18 protein-coding genes and 1 riboswitch are annotated in these 21,552 nt (G+C 41.2%); of the genes, 5 read left to right on the forward strand and 13 right to left on the reverse strand.

Annotated elements, in window-relative coordinates; translation table 11 throughout:
• Positions 1-55 precede the first annotated feature (55 nt).
• The 6 genes from MHB45_RS12320 to ku all read right to left on the reverse strand — a co-directional run bounded on the left by MHB45_RS12320 (position 56) and on the right by ku (position 9,363).
• Positions 56-826, reverse strand: coding sequence for a dioxygenase family protein (locus tag MHB45_RS12320; RefSeq protein ID WP_048687783.1), 771 nt, complete (start codon positions 824-826; stop codon positions 56-58).
• A 75-nt stretch (positions 827-901) separates the two neighbouring features.
• The gene (locus MHB45_RS12325; protein ID WP_048687781.1) at positions 902-1,669 is read right to left on the reverse strand and encodes a polysaccharide deacetylase family protein; all 768 of its coding nucleotides are present in this window, start codon (positions 1,667-1,669) and stop codon (positions 902-904) included.
• Positions 1,670-1,773: 104 nt separating this feature from the next.
• Positions 1,774-5,223 (reverse strand): methionine synthase, encoded by a 3,450-nt coding sequence (gene metH / locus MHB45_RS12330; protein WP_048687778.1) that lies wholly within the window; start codon positions 5,221-5,223, stop codon positions 1,774-1,776.
• A complete protein-coding gene (locus MHB45_RS12335) occupies positions 5,216-7,063 on the reverse strand; it encodes a bifunctional homocysteine S-methyltransferase/methylenetetrahydrofolate reductase (RefSeq protein WP_072273148.1) in 1,848 nt (615 codons plus the stop codon). The genes metH and MHB45_RS12335 overlap by 8 nt, the downstream gene beginning before the upstream one ends.
• A 103-nt stretch (positions 7,064-7,166) precedes the next feature.
• Positions 7,167-7,265, reverse strand: a riboswitch (SAM riboswitch).
• A gap of 111 nt (positions 7,266-7,376) precedes the next feature.
• Positions 7,377-8,027: an MOSC domain-containing protein gene (locus MHB45_RS12340; RefSeq protein ID WP_072273149.1), complete on the reverse strand. Its 651-nt coding sequence runs from the start codon at positions 8,025-8,027 to the stop codon at positions 7,377-7,379.
• A 493-nt stretch (positions 8,028-8,520) separates the two neighbouring features.
• Positions 8,521-9,363, reverse strand: coding sequence for a non-homologous end joining protein Ku (ku, locus tag MHB45_RS12345; protein WP_048687774.1), 843 nt, complete (start codon positions 9,361-9,363; stop codon positions 8,521-8,523).
• 150 nt (positions 9,364-9,513) lie between these two features.
• Here ku and ligD point away from each other — a divergent pair, with 150 nt between their 5' ends.
• Complete coding sequence (gene ligD / locus MHB45_RS12350) at positions 9,514-11,361, forward strand: DNA ligase D (RefSeq protein WP_048687772.1); 1,848 nt, start codon at positions 9,514-9,516, stop codon at positions 11,359-11,361.
• A 752-nt stretch (positions 11,362-12,113) separates the two neighbouring features.
• On the opposite strand, the gene dapF is transcribed toward ligD, so the two are convergent.
• The 5 genes from dapF to MHB45_RS12375 form a co-directional block, all read right to left on the reverse strand.
• Positions 12,114-13,100 (reverse strand): diaminopimelate epimerase, encoded by a 987-nt coding sequence (dapF, locus tag MHB45_RS12355; protein ID WP_048688626.1) that lies wholly within the window; start codon positions 13,098-13,100, stop codon positions 12,114-12,116.
• Between the two features lie 180 nt (positions 13,101-13,280).
• Positions 13,281-14,582 (reverse strand): NCS2 family permease, encoded by a 1,302-nt coding sequence (locus MHB45_RS12360; protein WP_048688630.1) that lies wholly within the window; start codon positions 14,580-14,582, stop codon positions 13,281-13,283.
• Positions 14,583-14,738: 156 nt separating this feature from the next.
• Entirely contained in the window at positions 14,739-15,311 is a 573-nt protein-coding gene (locus MHB45_RS12365) for a beta-class carbonic anhydrase (RefSeq protein WP_048688633.1), read from the reverse strand.
• 87 nt (positions 15,312-15,398) lie between these two features.
• Positions 15,399-16,193, reverse strand: a complete 795-nt coding sequence (locus MHB45_RS12370; RefSeq protein ID WP_340907893.1) for a hypothetical protein — start codon at positions 16,191-16,193, stop codon at positions 15,399-15,401.
• Positions 16,194-16,699: 506 nt separating this feature from the next.
• Complete coding sequence (locus MHB45_RS12375; RefSeq protein WP_048688671.1) at positions 16,700-17,020, reverse strand: DUF4870 domain-containing protein; 321 nt, start codon at positions 17,018-17,020, stop codon at positions 16,700-16,702.
• A gap of 208 nt (positions 17,021-17,228) precedes the next feature.
• On the opposite strand from MHB45_RS12375, the gene MHB45_RS12380 reads away from it, so the two are divergent.
• From MHB45_RS12380 to MHB45_RS12395, 4 genes are all read left to right on the forward strand, one after another.
• Positions 17,229-18,008, forward strand: a complete 780-nt coding sequence (locus tag MHB45_RS12380) for an undecaprenyl-diphosphate phosphatase (protein ID WP_048688674.1) — start codon at positions 17,229-17,231, stop codon at positions 18,006-18,008.
• A gap of 333 nt (positions 18,009-18,341) precedes the next feature.
• Complete coding sequence (locus MHB45_RS12385; RefSeq protein WP_048688640.1) at positions 18,342-18,896, forward strand: GNAT family N-acetyltransferase; 555 nt, start codon at positions 18,342-18,344, stop codon at positions 18,894-18,896.
• Between the two features lie 205 nt (positions 18,897-19,101).
• Positions 19,102-19,494, forward strand: coding sequence for a CidA/LrgA family protein (locus MHB45_RS12390; protein WP_053087462.1), 393 nt, complete (start codon positions 19,102-19,104; stop codon positions 19,492-19,494).
• Positions 19,469-20,152 carry an LrgB family protein gene (locus tag MHB45_RS12395; RefSeq protein WP_063593858.1) on the forward strand — a complete coding sequence of 228 codons (684 nt, stop codon included), beginning with the start codon at positions 19,469-19,471 and terminating at the stop codon, positions 20,150-20,152. Before MHB45_RS12390 ends, MHB45_RS12395 begins: the two co-directional genes overlap by 26 nt.
• Positions 20,153-20,193: 41 nt before the next feature.
• Here the strand turns inward: MHB45_RS12395 and MHB45_RS12400 are convergent, their stop codons facing one another.
• Both MHB45_RS12400 and MHB45_RS12405 read right to left on the reverse strand, forming a co-directional pair.
• Complete coding sequence (locus MHB45_RS12400) at positions 20,194-20,337, reverse strand: DUF2639 domain-containing protein (RefSeq protein ID WP_072273150.1); 144 nt, start codon at positions 20,335-20,337, stop codon at positions 20,194-20,196.
• Positions 20,338-20,389: 52 nt separating this feature from the next.
• A complete protein-coding gene (locus MHB45_RS12405) occupies positions 20,390-21,478 on the reverse strand; it encodes an undecaprenyldiphospho-muramoylpentapeptide beta-N-acetylglucosaminyltransferase (RefSeq protein WP_260088876.1) in 1,089 nt (362 codons plus the stop codon).
• Positions 21,479-21,552: the final 74 nt, after the last annotated feature.

A 21,552-nucleotide genomic window follows, 5' to 3' on the forward strand; every position in this document is an offset into this window, starting at 1 on the left:
TTTGTATAATGATTATTTTTCAGGTAAATTTAACTAGTTTGAAAGCCCTTTCACCTCACTCAAACTTCCAAGCTGTTAAACTTAGATTGCCATATTGAAAGCTTCTGTGCAGAAGAGCCGCTTTTTTATGGTCATCCCCTGTGCCCATTGCGATGACCAATGGAATGAAATGCTCTTTGGAAGGCACAGCCTCTGTACTGTAAGGGGCGATATTTTCATAATTGAACAAAGATTGCAAATCCCATTTCATGATTTTTTCTTCGACCCAGTTCTCAAACTCGATTGCCCATCCCTCTGCGACATGCATATCTTTCTGAATATGTGTGAAATTATGGACAATTCCACCGCTTCCTATGATCAGGACATTATTTTCCTTTAATTCCCTCAATGCTTTCCCAATTTCATACTGCTTGTAGAATGGCAGTGAAGGACTAATGGACATAGATACGGTCGGGATATCAGCTTCGGGGTACATGAGATGCAAAAGCCCCCATGCTCCATGATCAAGGGGGCGCCTTTCATCAAGTTCCCCCAAAACATCTATCCTGGACAATAAGGTTAAAATTCGATCTGACAGCTCCAGGCATCCCCTCGCAGGATATGTTATCTGAAATATTTCTTCAGGAAATCCAGCAAAATCGTAAATGACTTCATGCTTCCCCACTGCAGAAATCATTTGATCTTCATTTTCCCAATGTGCTGACAAAATAACGATGGCAGCAGGTTTCTTCATTGTTTGCATATACTCCTTCAAAAAAAGAGTATAGCTATTCTTTTCCAAAGCTAATAGCGGTGTTCCATGTGATAAAAACAATGATGGCATCATAGAGACGATAAATCCTTTCGCATTGTAATCTCAATATCCTATACCTTAATTTACTATAGTTAAACAATGTGTTCATCAATTAAATTGCATTTTCGGCGTAGTCTCATCAATGGTATCAAAGGAATATCCTTCTTTTTTAAGGAATTCAATTATATCAGGCAACGCTTTCACAGTGTTTTTCATACTATTGATATCATGCAATAAGATATTAACATGCTTTTGATTTTTCGTCCCTTTTTGCACAGCAGTAATGATTTGTTGTTCACTTATTGACGGACTGAAGCCATCTGTCGAGTCAATGGACCAATCAAAATAAATATACCCTTTTTCCTTTAGTTGCTGAAGGATTCCATTGATGATTGGTTTCGTTGACGCCTGATGCCGCAGACGATTATTCGAGCCGCCAGGAAGGCGCACAATACGGCTTTTTATCCCATACTCCTCTTGCAGCATGGTTTCAAGCCTATTCAAATCTTGAAAGAAACTCTCAGTCGACCGATAAACGATGGAATAATCATGTGTATAAGAATGAAGGGCGATCGAATGACCGCGGGATATCATTTCCTGATAACATCTCTTTGCGTATGGTTCTTCGTTACCTTTAACGAAAAATGTGGCCTTAACATGATAGCGGTCCAAAATATTCAATATCTCCATGGTATTCAAGGATGGTCCGTCATCGAAGGTCAAATAAGCGATTTTCTGATTCGCCTTACTTTTTAGCAGCGGTGTCATCTCTTCAGGAACCACTGCATGCACTTGAATGTTTTGCACATCCACATCAAACAAAATAATAATGAAAGAACTCGCGATGACAAGAATTAATTTTAGCATCTTCTTCATAGGTGCTGCATCCCCTTCCTTTTGACCATTAAGGTGTACCAGTTAAGGGGTTTCATGCGCAATAAGGCAGCGGTAAAAAATACCGCTGCCTTTATTAAATGAAGTTATCGATCGACATTAAAGTAACGAGCTTCAGGATGTGCAAAAACAATGGCTGAAACGGAAGCCTCTGGTTCCATCATGCATCCTTCAGTCAATTCCACGCCAATATCTTGAGGTTGCAACAGGCGGAATAGCTTCTCCTGGTCTTCCAGATTAGGACAAGCAGGATAACCAAATGAAAACCTTTGCCCGGTGTACTTAGCTGCAAATCGCTCTTTCATGGACATATCAATCGGGTCGCTTATACCTAAATCATCCCGCATTAATTGATGAATTCTTTCCGCGAACCCTTCAGCTGTTTCGAGAGCAAGTGATTGAAGGGCGTGATTTTTCAAGAAATCACCTTCAAGCTTCAGTTTTTCTGCCCATTTCCTGATTCCTTTTCCGGCAGTGACCAGGAAGAAACCAACATAATCCATTTGCCCGGAGGAAATCGATTTTGCGAAGTCCGCTAAACAAAGATGCGGATTCGTATCTTGCCGGGGGAAGTCGAAAGTTTCCAAAACCTCCTGATGATTGTCCGGATTGTATATAAATAGCTTATCTCCTTCGCTTTGAGCAGGGAAAAATTGATAAACTGCATGCAAACCATAATCCGGTTCCGTCTTTAGGAATTCGATCAATTCGTCAACGAGATCATTGAGCTGCACTGCTTTTTCATTCCCTTGCTTAAGCAATTCGATAACTTTGCCTTTTAACCCCAAATGATGACCAATCAGCATTTGCCTATTTATATATGGCTGGACGACATCCAATGGATAGTTTTTCAGGACGTGACGTTTGATGTCACGCGGTGTTTGAACAGGAACATCGCTTAAAGGAGCCGCTGTGGACTGCTTACGAACAGGTTTTTCCAACGTGGCAGCAATGGCGGCATTCGCTTTCGATCTTTCTCGTTTCTCGACCAACTCTTCCAGGTACACCACTTTTTTGTCGGCGTCATGTAAAATATTCGTTACCGCCAAACCATCCATCGCATCTTTGGAATATAAAACCGGCCCTTCATATTCAGGTGAAATTTTAAAATCCGTGAATTTACGGGATAATGCTGCCCCTCCAACTAAAATGGGGGTATCTATCCCCGCTTGCCTTAAATCCTGCGCGGTTAAAACCATTTGCTGTGCAGATTTTACAAGTAACCCAGATAGGCCAATGATGGTTGGCTCATGTTTTCGAACCTCTTCGATGATTTGTTGCGGTGCGACCTTTATTCCCAAATCAATGACTTCATAGCCGTTATTGGATAGAATGATATCCACTAGGTTTTTCCCGATATCATGCACATCTCCCTTGACGGTCGCCAACAGGATTTTCCCTTTCTTAGCACTATCTTCAGCGTTTTCCATAAGTGGTTCAAGGTGAGCTACAGCCGCCTTCATCGCTTCAGCACTCTGAAGCACCTCTGCGACAATAAGTTGGTTGTCATTGAACAGCCGCCCCACTTCACTCATCCCATCCATCAATGGTCCATTGATGATTTCCAACGGGGTATCACCGCGCTCTATCGCTTCATTTAAATCATCAATCAATCCTTCTTTCGTTCCTTCGATAATATAGTTACCAAGACGTTCGTCCAATGGCAGGATCACACCATCATCCTTCTTCTCCGCTTTTTTCCCACGATAAAATTCAGTAAAAATCGCTAAAGTTTCAGTTGAAGTCTCAAACAGGAGTGCCTCAGCCAATTTCACTTCCTCTTCCGGTATCAAAGCGAAACGTTCAAGTTTTTCTGTATTCACGATAGCATAATCGAGACCCGCTTTTGTACAATGGTAAAGGAAAACGGCATTTAATATTTCCCTTCCCCTCGCTGGCAGACCGAATGAAACGTTGGAAATGCCAAGTATCGTTAAGCATTCCGGAAACTTTTCTTTAATTGCCTTTATTCCATTCACCGTCTCCAATGCAGATCCAATATATTGTTCATCCCCTGTGCCTACAGGAAATACCAGCGGATCAAAAATGATGTCATTTTTGTTTAGACCGTACTTATTGACGAGCAAATCCACAGACCGTGTAGCCACTTCCAATTTCCGTTCAGCATCAACGGCCATCCCAATTTCATCAATGGTTCCTACGACAACGGCAGCACCATATTGATGGACTAAGGGTACTATTTTTTCAAAGCGCTCCTCACCATCTTCAAGGTTTATGGAATTAATGATCGATTTTCCTTGTGAATGTTTTAATGCTTGTTCAAGTACGACTTCATCCGTAGTGTCTATGACCAATGGGACTTTCACTTTTTTGACGACCTCTTCTACAAATTCCTTCATGTCGCCAAGCTCATCCCCATCAGGATCAGCAAGACAGATATCAATGACATGGGCGCCTTTCTTTACCTGGTTACGTGCAATCTCGGCAGCTGGCTCGTAATGCTTTCCACGTATCAGCTCCTTGAATTTTCGGGAACCGATAACATTCGTCCTCTCCCCTACGAATAAAGGACGCATTGAATCATCATAAATTAGCGGCTCTATCCCTGATACGGCATGACCATGGGCAGTATCCGTAATTGTACGGGGCTTCATGCCTTCGAGTACCCTGGTAAGTTCTTTAATATGCTCTGGTGTCGTACCACAACATCCGCCAATGATATTGACCCATCCCTTTTCGGCAAATTGCTTCATTTTCTCTGCCAGGGAAGTAGGTGATTCATGATAGTGGCCTTCTTCATCAGGGAGCCCGGCATTCGGATAACAGCTGATGGCGCTATTTGATATATCTGCAAGTGTCCTGATATGGTCTATCATGAATTCCGGCCCTGTTGCACAATTAAGGCCGACAGCTACGGGCTTCATATGTTCAACCGATAAATAAAAAGCTTCTATGGACTGTCCTGCAAGTGTCGTGCCCATCGGTTCGATAGTTCCTGATATGATGACAGGCACATCTTTTCCCGTTTTAGCGAATGCTGCTTTGATTCCAGAAAAGGCAGCCTTGACATTAAGCATATCCTGACAGGTTTCCACCAACAGCAAGTCTACCCCGCCATCCAAGAGTCCCAGTGCCTGCTCTTCATAAGAATCTGTTAAAACATCAAAAGTAGTGCCGCCCGTTACGGAAAGCGTTTTTGTAGTGGGGCCCATCGAGCCAGCTACATATCTTGGCCATTCATCATTGGAATACTTTTCACAAGCTTTAACGGCAAGCTCAGCTGAAATTTTATTTAGCTTGTAGGCAATCGTACTTATTTGGTATTCCTCAAGGACGATGCTGGTCGCTCCAAAGGTATTTGTTTCTATGATATCTGCGCCCGCTGCTAAATATTTTTCATGAATGGATTGGATGATTTCCGGTTGCGTCAGTGATAAATATTCATTGCAGCCCTCGAATTGTTCTCCGCCAAAATCGTCTGCTGTCAAATTCTCCGCTTGAAGCATCGTTCCCATCGCCCCATCAAGTAGGAGAATTTTAGAATTTAACTGATCTTGAATCGTTTTTTTATTCATGTACTGCCACCTCTGATGTCTGTTTACTATCGACTTTTCTAATATATTTCGTAAGTTCCGCCGTCATTTCATAGCGAAGGAATGGAGTGATTAAATATATGCCCTTGAATTTTTCCCTAGCCGAGTCCACCAGTTCCCGCGCAATATTCACCCCTTCAATCCTTGACTTTACAGGGTCATCCCCCGCTAGAGCCATGGCCCTTCTAACATTATCAGGCAATTTGATGCCTGGGATCTCATTATGGATGAATTCGGCGTTCCGGGTGCTTGTTAAGGGCATGATACCGATGAAAATCGGGGTTTCTAGATGTTTTGTCGCTTCATATACTTCTTCGATTTGCTCCAAGGAATAAATTGGCTGTGTCAAAAAGGATTGAGCACCGCAGGCAATCTTCTTTTCCATTCTCTGTACGGCTTTATCCAGATATTTCACATTGGGATTAAAAGCTGCCGCAATTTTAAAATTTGCCCGTTGCCCCAAACTTTGACCGGAATAGGAAAGACCTTCATTAAATTGTTTGACCATGCTTATCAGGTCAAAGGAAGATAAATCATAAACCGAAGTGGCACCCGGGAAGTCGCCAATTTTTGAAGGGTCTCCGGTGATGATCAATATTTCGTTCAGCCCTACCGTCTGCAGACCCATTAAATGTGACTGCAGGCCAATCAAATTTCGATCACGGCATGTTATATGCACCATCGGATTTATATTCAATTGGTTCTTCAGTAAATTAGCCAGTGCATCATTCGATATCCTTGGTGAGGCAAGTGAATTGTCCGCTAATGTAATGGAATCGACCCCTGCTTTTTTCAAAACCTCAGCACCAGTCATGAAGCTCTCTATCCCTAGCTTTTTCGGTGGATCAAGCTCAACAAGAATCGTCCGTTCCGTTTTGGCTTTTTCGTAAAGGGGAAGTTCCAATTCCCTATCGTTCACTTCAATTACTTCTATTTCACGGGATTTCGTAAATTTCTCTTTCACGGGAGCCAAACTTCCAATTGCATGCTTTACAGCTTGAATATGCAGTGGAGTCGTTCCACAGCACCCTCCTATGATCGCGGCGCCTTGCTCACGAAGTTCCAGGGCACTAGAACCGAAATATTCCGGCACAGCTTTATAAACGAGCCTCCCATCGACATAATCCGGCAGGCTGGCGTTAGGGTAAATGGCAATCGATGCTTGCTTTGGCAAACTCACTTCTTCCAAGGCCCGAATCATATGATGTGGTCCGAGGCGGCAATTCACACCAACCACATCGGCACCCAATTGCTCGAGTTTTTGAAAGGCTTCATTTAAATGGATTCCACTTTGAAGATTACCCAGTTCATGCATCGAGACATTTGCGATAATCGGCAGTCCCGTTTCATTTTTAACGATTTGCAGGACGGTTTCCAGTTCTTCCAGGTCATAAAATGTTTCCAGGAGAATCCCATCAGGATTTTCCATCAACAGACTGTATAGCTGTTCACGAAAACCCCGTTTTATCTCTTCCATGCTTAAATCCGATTTCCTGATACTCCGCTGAGCCCCTATGGTACCGAAGACGTATGCTTTTCCTTTTGCCGCTTTTTTAGCAAGAATGACTCCCTGGCGATTGATTCTGCTCACTTCATCTTCAAGTCCATACCGCTTCAATTTATTGAAATTGGCTCCGTATGTATTCGATTGAAGGATATCTGCACCAGCTTCCAGATAGGCTCGATGGATGGACTCTATTTGATCTGGGTTCGTACAGTTTAATTCCTCATAACATTGATCAATGCCATTAGAGTAAAGCAAGGTTCCCATTGCCCCTTCTCCAATCAGCATTCTTTCTTTTAATTCTTTACGAAAATTCATCATTACACCCTCTCTCAAAAACAATCCTGTTTTTGTCGTATTCTATGAGTATGAGAGAAAAGGAAAAAAAACCTTCTCAAAGAAGAAGGTTTTTGAAACATTCTCCTCATCTATCAAGCTCTGCTTGCTGGATTTAGCACCTTTGCCTAAGCTGGTTGCTGAGGTTTCTTCGGGCCAGTCCCTCCACCTCTCTCGATAAGATCCATTTATATAATTTTCATAAGATTTCAAAATTTGATTATATTTAATTTACATTAATAATCTGTCAATTTCAATACCTGATCGACATTTTTTTCACTTTTGCAAAAATCATTCAATTTTTTGCTGCTTGAACCCTCTTCAAGATCCTTTGTTTCCAGTCTTCCGCTAACGATTCTAGTGTAAGTAAAGCCTTAGCACCTTCCAGCCCATCTCGTTTATGAAGGATGACCTCTGCTGCGTAATGGACAGAAATTTTTTCTTGTAGACGATCTATTAGCACAATCTCGTTTTGTTTATTTATCGTTCCTTCTTGAAGTACTCTTGCAAAATAACCAGTGAAACTCGTTTTCAGCACGAGTTCCAAAAACTTAGGTTCTTGATTGAAGAAGGAAATGGTCGAACAAGGTATCCTCCCTTGGTTAATTTGAACAATCACATCGCCTATTTGATAAATATCGCCGATATACGTTGTTTCTTCCCTCATCCCCGCTATAGTTAAATTTTCACCGAATGCAGGGATATCCAGCTTTTTGGAGAATTTTTCATTCCATAATGAATAATGCTCAAATGGGTAAAAGCACAAAGCCCGATCAGGACCTCCATGGAACTTTACATTACCGACACCATCGCCGATTATGCCAGCTTTAGTCACTGTCAAATTATCCTGTGCTTGTTTATCCATGGCTGAAAAGATATCGATATTCGAAAAAATTTCATGTTTCGGCTTCCCCGCATGTAGTGATTTGATTTTTCCATATTCCATTTTGCATCTTCCATTCATATTAAATTTATATCATCCTATATGTATAAATTATACTAAAAATCCATTTTATTCAGTACCTTTTTATATGTATATGAAATGAAAAAGCCATATGAGCAGTTAATGGGCGAAATATCATTGATTTCCAGAAAAATTCATAGGTTAGTTTCAGTAATTTAGTTGCTATTTCAGAATTAAATATGGTAGAATATGAACACAATATATAGTCGAAAACTACAACCGTTCGCCTATATGTTGATTTTCACGATTGAATTCCTCATTGTCGCTCTTTAGGGAGCGAATTTTTTTTGCTTTCATTAATATCCACTAATTCCCTGTAATTCCATTCAGTTTCTTGCATCTTGATCGACTCACCTATTTGTACTTTCCTTCCCTCCTTATCAAGTCCCTTTCATTTCCTTATTAGAAGCCTGATTCCTTGCAAAAACAAGCAGAAAGCCGAGCGACATCATCCGTCTTCCGCTCAGCTTCCTGTTTACGCTTGTTTCTTTTTTTTCGGTGCCGCTTTCTTTCGGGTCGTCTTTTTCTTTTCCGGTTCATCATGTTTTGTTCGGTCTATGGATGCCTGTAATGCCTCCATTAAATCGGTTACATTGTTGGAAACTGGTTCTTTTGTTTTCGCTGTAATCGTCGTCTGTCCCGTTTTCTTCGATTCAATCAATTCTAGTAACGCGGTTCGATAGTCATCGGTGTATTTTGTCGGATCGAAAGTAGTCGTTAATTGATCTATCAATAATACGGCAGTATCGATTTCTTTTTTTACTATGGTATCATTGGCAGGGATATTCGGAACATCCGCTGTGGAGCGGACTTCATCCGGATAATGAATTGTTTCCATAACCAAGGTATTATCAACGACTCGGATTACCGCCATTTGTTCTTTGGAGCGAATGATGATTTTTGCCAAACCAACCTTATTCGATTCCTTGAGGGCCTGCCTCAAAAGGGAATAAGCTTTTATCCCCCCGTCATTTGGGGACATGTAATAACTCCGGTTAAAATAAATGGGATCTATTTCTTCAATTTTAACGAAATCCACGATTTCCACGGCTTTTTCTTCGTTTTGTTTTTTTAGTTGTTCTAGTTCATTGTCTTCCAATACAACAAACTTTCCCTTTGTATACTCAAAAGCGCGGACTATATCATCCTTCCCCACTTCTTTCTCGCATACTGGACAAACCTTTTCGTATTTAATCGGTGTATGACATTCCTTATGCAACGTCCTTAAAGATATATCCTTATCCTCCGTTGCAGCATGAAGTTTGATCGGAATGTTCACCAAACCGAATGATATGCTCCCCTTCCACATCGTATGCATATTCGTCACCTCATAACTTATTTTTGATGAGAAGAACAATTTTATTATTCCCCTTTGTTCAAAAAAAACCGAAAAAACAATTGCCAACTCTAACACTTCGTTTTTTTGGCAAAATAATGTTATCAATTATTTGCGGAGGTAAATACAAAAATGAAACCGATGCTGCCTACCTATTACCCTGAAGCCCCCAAATCCAAGGATTGGCGTTATGAAGTCAAATATGACGGCTTTAGGGCTATTTTAACGATAGACTCCGATACCATAAGCATTTCGAGTCGAAATGAAAAGGAATTATCACCTCAATTCCCAGAAATCATTGCTTTCATCAAAGACCTGGACCTGGAAGGTTATCTCCCGCTTCAATTAGATGGAGAATTGGTCTGGCTTACGAATCAGGCGAAGGCGGACTTTTTTCAAATACAGTGGCGAGGACGCCTTGGGAAACAATCCTTAATTTCAGAAAATGCCCGTTTTTCCCCATGTCGGTTTATAGCGTTTGACCTGCTTCGCATCAGCGGAAAAGACGTAGCAGATAAACCTATGGTGGAACGAAGGGAATTGATGTTGAATATGGGGGGAAAACTCGGTCTTCCTATGCCTCCTGATCCCACCGATAAGGCTTTGATACAATTAATAGAGAGTTTTGACGTTTTGGATATTGCCTTGAATAAGGTCACCTTGTTAGATGGTGAAGGGATTGTCGCCAAGGAAACTCGGGGTGCTTGGCAAGAAGGAAGACGTACAACATCTTGGATTAAGGTGAAAAATTGGAAGACCGCTTCTTGTTTCATCACAGCATTGCACAAAGAAAATGGCTACGTGTCCCTTGCAGTTTTCAAAGAAGGTGCCGTAACGAAAATCGGGAGTGTCAAAAATGGACTGAGTGCTCGAGATAAAAGTATATTGCATCAATTGATCAAGCAAAATGCATCAAATGAAGACGCACAATTTTTTTATATCCATCCATCCATTTGCATTGAAGTTCAATTCTTGCACGTATATGAGGAAAATGAATTGCGTGAACCTCAGTTTTCGCAGTGGCTTTTACAAACTTCTCCCGACGAATGTACCTGGGAGAAATTCGTGCTAGGGCAATATACATTTCCAGATACTGTACAAATAACTTCCAGGGATAAACCGCTTTGGAAAACAGAAGGTAAACAGGTGGTAAAAGTAGAATACCTTCATTATTTACGGGAGGTTTCAGCTTTCTTCTTACCCTTCTTGAAGGATAAGCTTCTTACAACGATCCGCTATCCTCATGGAACTTTGGATAAAGAAAGATTTTTCCAAAAAAACAAACCTGATTATGCGCCGGACTTTATTAAAACGTTCATGGATGAGGATATCGAATATATGCTGTGTAACGACATTGAAACTCTCCTTTGGTTTGGTAATCAACTTGCATTGGAATTTCATGCCCCATTTCAGAAAGCCGGTAAAACAAGACCCGACGAAATCGTCCTGGACTTGGATCCTCCTTCCATCGAATATTTCTCCTTTGCGGTAAAGGCTGCACAGGAAATAAAAAAGGTGATGGAATCATTAAGGATTAAAGCTTTTGTAAAAACCTCAGGTAACAAAGGACTGCAAATTCACATCCCTCTGCCTGAAGACAGATTTACTTATCAGGAGACACGCATATTCACTGACTTTCTCGGTGATTATTTAACAAGTTCCCACCCGAATGATTTTACAACGGAAAGAATGAAAATAAATCGGCATAATCGACTTTACTTGGACTTTGTGCAGCATAGTGAAGGAAAAACCATCATTCTTCCTTATTCCCCACGGGGAAATTCTTTCGCTGGTGTGGCTACACCTTTGTTTTGGGAGGAAGTGAACGAAAGTCTCCAGTTACAGGACTTTACGATTGAAACCCTACCAAACAGAATAAAAAGAGACGGGTGTGCGTTTATGGATTACCGACTGGTAGATAATGGACCAGCCTTTTTGGAAGTATTGTCGTTCCTAAAACAAAAAAAGACCCTTAACTAATTGGTATGATGGAAAGTTGCTCTAGAAAATCGCTTTCCGCGGGCGGTTTTTGCTTTGATGCAGCTTTGCAGACAGTCGAGCGGTTAGGGAGCGGACTTCTGAAAATAACTCGAACGTTTTTTTGAAGGTTAGTAATTCTGATCGTTGATTTCCAATCCAGGCACTCGCTTTCCGCGGGCGGTCCGCCCTCGGCGCTGGCCTGCGGGGTTTCCCTTGGCCACGCTTTTCCCGCAGGAGCCTCGTACCTTCTGTTCTGTTCCAATCAGCTTTGGATAGAACCCTTTTGTTCACAAACCAGATAGTAATTATTTGCCGAAAGTTTTTTTGTGGGTTTGTAAAATGGGAACGTTGATTTCCACTCCAGGCACTAGCTTTCCGCGGGCGGTCCGTCCTCGGCGCTCTTGCGCCTGTGGGGTCTCCTTTGGACTCGCTTTTCCCGCAGGAGTCTCGCGCCTTCCGTTCCAATCAACTTTGTGTATTAAAAGAAAAACTGCTGGCTCGTCTTATTCCGAATCCTATTTAAGACTAGTTTATCCTTCAGTTTTTTTATGTAATCCTTAATGGATGGAAGAAATTTGCGACACTCCTGCCGAATAACTGGCTAGCCGAGACCCAACAGGCTCTTGAGCCGAGGAGGCTTGGCAGACAGTCGGCGGAAAGCGAGCGGATCTCTGAAATCAACTGCAACTTTAAATAAGAAAACTGCAGGAAAACTCGCTTTTTTCGAGTTCGCCTGCAGTTTGAAAATTTCATTATAATTTTGTTTTCAAATAACTTTGCACTTCATCCTGCAGCTTGGCATATAAGCTTGTTTCCAATTCAAAATCCTCTTTTCCAAGCATTTCAAATTTTTCAGGCTGATCTAAGTCTATTTCAATCGATACCTTGAATTCATAGGTTGCATTCCCGATTAAATCAATTGAATACGTTTGGCTTTCTTCATCATGGTGGACCACGCATTTAACTTTTCCACCGTTATTGTAGACAGATATTTCACTTTCCAACGCGTTTAACCCAACAGAGCATGTTACTAGGCTAGAAGCCGACATCGCCGTTCCACATGCATTCGTGAAGCCAACTCCACGTTCGAATGTCCGCACATAAATGCTCCCTGGTTCCAAATCTTTCACAAAGCTGACATTGACACCATCAGGGAAAAGCTCATTCGGTTGATTGACCTTTGTTGAAAGTTTTTCCTGCAAATCACTTTGTAAAACATCACTATCGACAAGTGAGATCAAATGTGGATTAGGAACCGCTAATGCCGAAAATAAAAGGGTATCATGCAGTTCCGGCAATGTTTCGTTTTGCAGCTGTTCTTTATCCAATACAAGAGGTAGATCTCTCACATTAAAACTTACCGGGGAAATTTCCACCTTGAAAGTCGGAATCCCCTCATAAATATCTTCCGTTTTTTCGACGAGTAAATTAGCCTTCATGGTTTCCACGATCATTTTATCGAGCCCAAGAACGTCATACGCGTAACGTGCCACACAGCGAAGTCCATTACCGCACATTGAGGCTTCCGATCCATCTGCATTAAAGACACGCATCCGGCAATCAGCATGTTCACTTTTCATTACGAACAAAATACCATCCGCTCCAAGCTTCTCCCTATTGCATAGGGCCTTCGCGAAATTTTTCCGCTCTTCTTCAGTAAACGTCAGGGTTGTAGTCAATTCATCAATGATCAAGAAATCATTTCCTGAACCATGGCTTTTTAAACCTTCAATAATCATCCTGTCACATCCTCTAATATGCTGCTTATCATTTATCATTTTTTAATATTCTATATCATAGCATTTTCGAGCTGGATGTGTCATCGCGTAAATCATATTAAATCCATTTTTTCGACGAAAAAACCAATAAGGAAAGCGGTTGGACTAAGAATTAACTCATTCCAACCGCTCTTTTGAATTTTAACCGATCATACCAATAATGAAATAGACGATGAACATTCCGGCACTCACATACATCGGGGCTGACACTTCTCTCGCTTTTCCGGTTACAAGCTTCAAGAATGGGTACAGGATGAAACCGAATGCCATTCCATCGGCAATACTGTATGTGAAAGGAATGATCGTAATGATCATGATTGCAGGTATGCTCTCGGTTAAATCACTGAAATTCAGCTTTTTTATGTTTCCGAGCATCAAAATGCCAATGATAATTAAGATGGGGGCAATGGCACTATCAGGGATTACTTTAATCACCGGTATAAATAACAGTGATAGAATGAATAGCACGCCCGTCACCACTGAAGTAAGACCAGTCCTGCCTCCTGAAGCGATTCCTGCTGCCGTTTCAACTGTTGCAACGGTAGGACTCGAACCGAATAAGCCTGATAATAGAACGGACACACTTGTCGCCTGCAGCGACTTTTTATAGGCATCCTGGCGGTTGATACTGTCTACATGCCCGTGTACAAGACCAATATTTTCAAAAACAAGAACCATCGTCATCGCAAATACACTTATCCAGAATTCAATCCGGTTCGCTTCCAGAAACGATAATGAAAAGAAAAGATCGCCGTAGGAAGCTGTGTTAATGCCTGAAAGATGGATTTCCGATAGTTGAACCGTCCCGAACCAATAGGCAATGAGGCTGCCTGCCAGGATGGTAATCATGAAATTACCGGGGACATTCTTGATGAACAGCGTGATCGCCAGTAAAAAGGTCAACACCGTTGCACACACCGCTGGATCGCTTAAATCTCCGAGTGCGACGATTGATGATGAACCTCCTGTGATTATCCCGCCCTTTTCAAGACCGATCAGCATCAAGAATAAGCCAAGACCAACAGATATGGCTTCTTTTATCGAACTTGGAATCGAATCACTGATGATCTTGGAGTATTTTGTAAAAGCGATGATTACAAAAATTACCCCCGAGATAAACACAGCACCAAGAGCCGATTGCCATGATAGACCCATTCCTTGAACCATGGTATAAGCAAATAGGGCATTGACGCCCATTCCTGGAACGAGAAGGATTGGGACATTTGCCCAAAGTCCTATCATGACACAGCTTAAAGCAGATAAAAGAATCGTGGCAATCACTGCACCATTAATCGGTATGCCCGCTTCCGATAAAATCAGGGAATTCACGATGAGAATATAGACTATCGTAAAATAGCCGACCACTCCAGCAAGGATTTCACGTTTTCCATTCGTACCATAGTCGGAAAAATGAAAAAACGTTTCCAAGTTTAATTTCTTCATGTTGTATCCTTATCAAATTTATCCCTCGCCCACCCGTTTGTATTAGTGACAAACTACACTTGGCGATTTTAACAAAAAAAAGGATAAAAATAAATAGCAAGGATAAAAATTTGAAAAAAACTGTCGGAAATACTCCCGACAGCCTCGATGAATATATTATTTTTGTTCTTGCGAATACCCATCCACTACCAATTCCAGCTTCCCTGTATCAGGCGAAATGATTAGACCATGCACAGGAATATTTTTAGGAATCAATGGATGTCCTTTAATCACTTCGACGCTGTTCTTACAACTTTCATAAACATCATCAAATCCGCGAAGCCAACTGCGGATATCGATTCCTGCAGCTCCCAGTGTATCGATGGTGCTCTTTGGTATATCACGTTCGATCATCTTGTCCATTACAGCATCGGCATCGACTGATGCCATCCCGCAGTCATGGTGAGGTATGACCAATACTTCATCTGCCTTTAGCTCATAAATAGCAACAAGGATACTCCGCATGACACTTCCGAATGGGTGTGAGACGATTGCCCCGGCAGTCTTCAGGATTTTGACATCACCATTTTTGACATTCAAGGATTTTGGCAATAGTTCAACAAGCCGAGTGTCCATACAGCTTATGATGACCATACGTTTCTCAGGAAACTTATCCGTCCTATACTTAACATATTCACCTTTTTCTACAAACTGTTCATTATAATCCAGAATCTCATTAAGTAAACTCATATTTACCACCTTTTATTATGTATTTAATCTATGTATCTCCTATTATTATATCAGGTATTTAAAAGATTTGCTAAAGGGGAACCGTAGTCAATTTGAACGATGATTCAGCGTGGCTGCACAGAACCCAAAGACAATGATTTTAGGAATTTCAGCAACATTCGATGAAAAAGAAAGTATGGGTGTATTAGTCTTGAATCGTTTCCCCCACTCCAAAGGCATCCAGCCTTCTTGGTATGAAGCGATCTTTTCCCCGTCTTTTGTGGCAATCTCGAAAGAATTTACACTTCCCGGCGTTTCAATTGGCATCCATTCCGTACCATCTTCCTTATAGATCATTCCATTTACCTTCACGAATGACCGATTTTCTTGATACGATCCAATAATGCCGCCCTGATCATCCAGGATCGTCATTTTATTGAAAAGCCCCTTTTTGATATGGTACTTAGCCAGCAAACGCCCCTCATGGTCCACCAGTTCATATCGCTTGGCCATTAGCATCGACAAAAAATTGGGAATCATCCACATGAACCACTTCATATTCAAATCACGTACCTCGCCCATTAGTGACCCATCCGGCGCAAAGAGAAGCAGTCGCAAAGTCGGTGCTGGCATAAAAGTCAATAAAACATGTTCATTTTTTAATAACCCGGCATTCGTCCCGATATGTTCTTCAGGCAATTCCTTCATTCTATTTTCATATATACGATGACTGACAAATTGAGCAATGCTAAAGAAAATAAAAGGAGAAGTTATCAATAATATATTGCCCGGAATCATCGCAAAAATATGGCAAATGAAAAAGACAATGGCCAAAAGAAGAGATACCCAAGATGCATGAAAATTTGAATTGCTCGTTTTCTGATAATATTCACGTATATTCATATCCCGCTTTGCTCCTCACTCCTTACAAGAAAGATTACCGCCTTTAGGGCGGCCATTGATTAGCAGTACCACAATCCGCCCGGATCCGCTTCCTAAATGTGCAGGGAAGTAGTTATCATAATACTTTATTCGCTTTAATGTGATCTATTCCCTTTTTAAAGAAGGGCAATTCCCAACACGGTCCAAATAAAAAAGGACTCCGCATCGAACGGAATCTACAAAATGGGGGTCTACCTAATTTTAAAACAATAGTTTATTCTTAACATTTTTCACTGTATTCCTTATTTGATGGAAGAAATTTGCGAATCTCCTGCCGAATTACTTGCTAGCCGAGACACCGCAGCCGCTAGGCGAGGAGGCTTGGCAGGCAGTCGGCGGAAAGGGAGCGGATTTCTGAAATCCACTGGAACGTTTTTCAAATAAAAAACTGCAGTCAAACTCGCTTATCCTCAAGTTTGACTGCAGTCTGAAAGGACTCCGAATGAACGGAATCCTTTTACATCATTCTATAATATCCTGAAAATCAACGGGAATCGATAATCCGTTCCTTCATAAGCCCTAACAGCAGCAATGATGGTGAATACGACTAATGCTATCCCGATTACCGGCAATAGTAAGAATCCAACCAATACTATTGTGAGTATCCCTGCAACTATTGAATATACGGTGTAGGAAATGAAAAAATTCAAGTATTCCCTTCCGTGATAATCCACAAATTGTGACGAGTCCTTCTTCAATAACCAAATCACCAAAGGACCGATAAATGCTGTAAAAAAGCTGATCACATAAATAAGGGCAGCAAACACTTTTTCATCTTTAGTAGGCATAGTGTCTTCTCCTCCTTTCCCATATAAATAATTACGAATCAAATGAAAAATAGTTTCATTTTTCCTCTCATTATATTCGAAAGAAGGTAAATCTGGACTGCCTTTTCTTGATATCACCAATAAAATCCGGACATGTTCATCCGTCTTGTGCATACAGTTTAAATAATGGATTGTCCTATACCTTCTAGAATGGAGTGATGTTTTTTTGCTGAATGAATTTCAAGCCTTCATCCTTGGGATCATTCAAGGCTTGACTGAGTTTTTACCTATTTCAAGCACTGGACATTTATATTTAGGACGGCATATTTTCCACCTTGACGAGGCCGGCATTTTTCTGGATACCATGCTCCACATCGGAACCTTGCTGGCGTTATTGGTCGTCTATAAGAATGACATAATTGCCATTTTGAAAAATCCTTTCTCCAAAATGACTCTGCTTCTCATTGCTGGGACGATTCCTGCCGTGATAGCCGGCATTTTACTCGGTGATTGGTTTGATGGCCTTTCAAAAACAGGCGTGACCATAGGCTGGGAATTTTTAGCGACCGGACTGATTTTATGGGTAGCCGACGGAGTAAGGAAAGGCGGCAAATCCCTTCATGAAATTTCGATTAAAGATGCGCTGATCATCGGTACTTTCCAAGCTGCTGCCATCATGCCAGCTCTTTCGCGCTCCGGCTTAACGATAGCCGCTGGCCTCTTCTGCAGACTGGATAGGGCCACTGCAGCCTATTTTTCCTTTTTGCTTTCCATTCCTGCCATTACGGGTGGCATCGTATTTCAGATGAAACCGATTTTTACAGGAGAAGTTGAACGGCTTCCACTCACTGCGCTTTTCGTCGGAACCCTGTCAGCAGCAATCTTTGGATATATAGCCGTGGTATGGATGATCGATTTCTTAAAAAAGCGTTCACTCAAAATATTCTCCATATATGTATGGGCCCTTGGCGCAATCATTTTATTCATGCAATTCACAGGTAAATTTTAAAGAAAAAAGCGGGCGAAAAAAGCAGTTTTTCATGGAACAATGCAGACGGTTGCCTAAAGATTTCACCCTTCGAGAAAAAGTTGAAATTTGACGAAAAAAAAAGGCAAAAAACCTATTCCCAAACCGTTTTTTTTTTAGTATTATACCTTCGTAAGGTTCTTTAGATTTGCATACTTTCTGACAATAAAAATAGGGAAGGCAAATGGTGCGCCACCGGTTTCCGGTTCTAGTGGGTTCGATTCCCACCCCGAAATTTTTTGATGAACGACTTAAAAAATTTCGAGGGTGGGCAGCGACTACGCATAAGAACTGCCCTCAAACGGAGGGACGGAAATGTTAAAAAAGAGAGATTTCACAGATTGTTTTTCTCTTTATGAACAAATGACGCATCCAGATGTCTTCCCTTTCGTGCGCCATAAGGTAGATTCATATGAAGAATATGTTTTCATTACTAAGCAAACGATCGAAGCCGAAGATGCTGGGCAACTCATTTCACGAACAATCTTGGATGAATGGGAAAATCCCATCGGTTGTATTTCTTTATACGATATTGAAAATGGTGCAGGTTTCTTAGGCACATGGCTTGGCAAGCCTTATCATGGAAAAGGGTATAATGCCATCGCAAAAGACGCTTTCTTCAAAGAGCTTTTTTTCGAGCTCGGTTTGGAAACGGTCTTCATGCGAATTCGCAAAAAAAATATCCGCTCCATAAAAGCCGCAGAAAAGCTTCCCTATGCCGTCAATGCCAACGAAACAAGAAAATCCCTTTATGATCAGATCAATCATGAAGCTGATATCTACGATTTGTATGAAATCCCTAAAGATTTATACAACTTTCATATCCTTAGACAGCATGATGATGACGAACAGCAGTTACTTGAAGCATAGTGCGAAGAACATTTCAATATGGCTTTGTTTATCCTTTCATAAAATGGCCGGAGCTTCCATACCTGGAAAGCTCTTTTTTCCAGTTTCACAGGATGTTAAACATAGATTGCTGCAAATCCCTATTCTTTTTAGGGATATTTTTTTATAATGAATACAATTGACCAATTCAACAATATATTCAAAGCGTCATTGAAAGGACTTAATCATGAAAAAAACATTTGCTTTTATCGTGCAGCTTATCTTCCTGCTCATCATTTGCAGGCTTGGCTATTATTTAGCCAATTTACTTCACTTACCTATACCAGGCAACGTCATCGGCATGATTCTGTTATTCGGTTTATTACAGACGAAGGTCATAAAAGTCGAATGGATTGAACTTACTTCAGGATTTTTGGTAAAGCACCTAGCCTTTTTCTTCATTCCCATTTCAATCAGTTTAATGACCATGGGATGGCTTTTCATTGAATTCGGTTTGCCTTTGGCATTTACATTGGGAGTCAGCCTGATATTTGGATTCATCGTTTCAGCATGGACCGTTCAGAAGCTATCCCATAGAGGAGAGATTAAACAGCATGACAGCGCTCATCACAATATATAGCATCTTGATAACCATCCTTGCCTATTTCATTGGAAGGAAAATCTATGCTAAACATCCATCACCTTTTACGACGCCCGTATTTTTCAGTACGGTTACAATTATTCTCGTACTGCTGATCAGCGGTTTGGACTTCAAGGATTATTCACCAGGAAAAGACATCATCACCTATTTCCTGGGACCAGCTACCGTTGCTTTGGCCGTCCCACTTTATAAAAATAGAAAAATAATCGTTAAATATGCAATGCCGGCAATTAGCGGCATGATTTTTGGTCTCCTTGCCACATTGATCATTGCCTTCGCCATCGCTAAAGCATTTTCACTTCCGCCATTCATATTCCAAGGATTGGCAGTTAAATCCATTACAGTGCCCATCGCGGTTGAAATCACGGAACTTTATGGCGGAAATTCCAATATATCAGCTGCCTTCGTCGTTTTGACAGGGGTGCTGGGTACGATGATTGCTCCAAAAATGATGGATAAACTAAACATTACGATGCCCTTCGCACGTGGTATCGCCTATGGTACGATCGCTCATGGTCTCGGAACGGCTCAAGCTGCCCAGGAAAGTGAGTTTACCGGGGCTGTCGCAGGTGCGGCAATGGCTATCGCAGGTATCCTTATATCCTGTTTCTTTCCTTTTATAAGTAAATTCCTATAAAAATAACCGCAACGTCAACGACGTTGCGGTTATTTTTATGATTATCTTTTTTGCAGATCCTCGTATAAACGCCTTAGGATATAAGTTTTATACAGCTCCAGCTTTCTTTTTTCAATTGGATGGTAGCTAATCCCTGCGGCTTTTAGCTGCTGAATGAACCATCCCTTGGAATATTCATAAGCCATTCTACCCCCTCCTCTTTTCGAAAAAGATATGCTGAATAGAGGGGAATGATACTTATTTTTTTGCAGCCATTACTTTAAGCAGTAATTCATACATTTCAGCTGCCGTTTTGAATGGGCGTTTTTGACGCATTTTCTCTTGATATTCATCCGATTTTTTCAATAAATCCGCTAATGTAGCATTAAAAATCCGATCATTCAGCTCTTCTTCCTGGATTACTTTACAAAAACCCTGTTTTTCAAAACTTGACGCATTCAGGATTTGATCTCCACGGGATGCATTGGCACTTAGAGGGATAAGCAGCATCGGCTTTTGCAAACCAAGGAATTCAAAGATAGAATTTGAACCAGCCCTTGAAACAACGACATCTGCAGCCGCCAAAAGATCGAATAATTCTTCGTGCACGAATTCAAAAGGAGCATATCCCCTTTGTTTCAATTCGCTTTTCACATTTCCCTTCCCGCAAATGTGAATAATCTGATAATCCTTTAATAAGGCATCAAGATTATCTGTAATTAAATTATTGATTTTAACGGCCCCAAGGCTTCCGCCCATAACGAGTAGCACCGGTTTGTTATTCGTGAATCCACAAAATGCTTTACCAGCAGAAGCGTTCCCCGTAAAAATTCCATCGCGCAATACAGCGCCAAGATACATGGCCTTCTCTTTCGGAAGGTCCTTTTCCGTTTCTTGGAAGGTTGTGAAAATTTTCGATGCAAGCGGCATCGCGATCTTATTAGCCAGACCAGGCGTATAATCCGATTCATGTATCGCAATCGGAATCCTCAGCATCCTGCCTGCCAAAACGACCGGAACCGAAACGAAACCACCCTTAGAAAAAATGAAATCAGGCTTGGTCTTTTTTAATATTTTTCGTGCATCAAAAATCCCTTTTATGACCCGGAAAGGGTCTTTCATATTTTCAACAGAAAGGTAACGTCGGAATTTCCCAACGGAAATCGTTTCATAACGGACCTCGGGAAATTCCGTTTCGATGATATTTTTTTCAATGCCTTTTTTTGAACCAATATAAGTAACATCCCAATCATTCTTTAAAAATTCCGGGATGATTGCTGCATTAACAGATACATGACCGGCAGAACCGCCTCCGGTAAATACTATTTTCTTAGTCAATATTTCCACCTTCCAAACTTAAAAAATCACTTTGCATACATATTACCATATATCCTTGCCATTAATAACTTGAAAAAGTATTC

The sequence above is a fragment of the Peribacillus sp. FSL K6-5616 genome, from assembly GCF_038008245.1.
Lineage (GTDB): Bacteria > Bacillota > Bacilli > Bacillales > DSM-1321 > Peribacillus > Peribacillus frigoritolerans.

Coding starts and splice junctions, on each gene's coding strand:
- metH (WP_048687778.1), bottom strand. CDS start 5,223: ATGAATAAAAAAACGATTCAAGATCAGTTAAATTCTAAAATTCTCCTA.
- ku (WP_048687774.1), bottom strand. CDS start 9,363: ATGCATACGATGTGGAAGGGGAGCATATCATTCGGTTTGGTGAACATT.
- MHB45_RS12390 (WP_053087462.1), top strand. CDS start 19,102: ATGAAAAAAACATTTGCTTTTATCGTGCAGCTTATCTTCCTGCTCATC.
- MHB45_RS12365 (WP_048688633.1), bottom strand. CDS start 15,311: ATGAGTTTACTTAATGAGATTCTGGATTATAATGAACAGTTTGTAGAA.
- MHB45_RS12370 (WP_340907893.1), bottom strand. CDS start 16,193: ATGAATATACGTGAATATTATCAGAAAACGAGCAATTCAAATTTTCAT.
- dapF (WP_048688626.1), bottom strand. CDS start 13,100: ATGATTATTGAAGGTTTAAAAAGCCATGGTTCAGGAAATGATTTCTTG.
- MHB45_RS12385 (WP_048688640.1), top strand. CDS start 18,342: ATGTTAAAAAAGAGAGATTTCACAGATTGTTTTTCTCTTTATGAACAA.
- MHB45_RS12400 (WP_072273150.1), bottom strand. CDS start 20,337: ATGGCTTATGAATATTCCAAGGGATGGTTCATTCAGCAGCTAAAAGCC.
- MHB45_RS12340 (WP_072273149.1), bottom strand. CDS start 8,027: ATGGAATATGGAAAAATCAAATCACTACATGCGGGGAAGCCGAAACAT.
- MHB45_RS12395 (WP_063593858.1), top strand. CDS start 19,469: ATGACAGCGCTCATCACAATATATAGCATCTTGATAACCATCCTTGCC.
- MHB45_RS12325 (WP_048687781.1), bottom strand. CDS start 1,669: ATGAAGAAGATGCTAAAATTAATTCTTGTCATCGCGAGTTCTTTCATT.
- MHB45_RS12320 (WP_048687783.1), bottom strand. CDS start 826: ATGATGCCATCATTGTTTTTATCACATGGAACACCGCTATTAGCTTTG.
- MHB45_RS12360 (WP_048688630.1), bottom strand. CDS start 14,582: ATGAAGAAATTAAACTTGGAAACGTTTTTTCATTTTTCCGACTATGGT.
- MHB45_RS12375 (WP_048688671.1), bottom strand. CDS start 17,020: ATGCCTACTAAAGATGAAAAAGTGTTTGCTGCCCTTATTTATGTGATC.
- ligD (WP_048687772.1), top strand. CDS start 9,514: ATGAAACCGATGCTGCCTACCTATTACCCTGAAGCCCCCAAATCCAAG.
- MHB45_RS12335 (WP_072273148.1), bottom strand. CDS start 7,063: ATGAATTTTCGTAAAGAATTAAAAGAAAGAATGCTGATTGGAGAAGGG.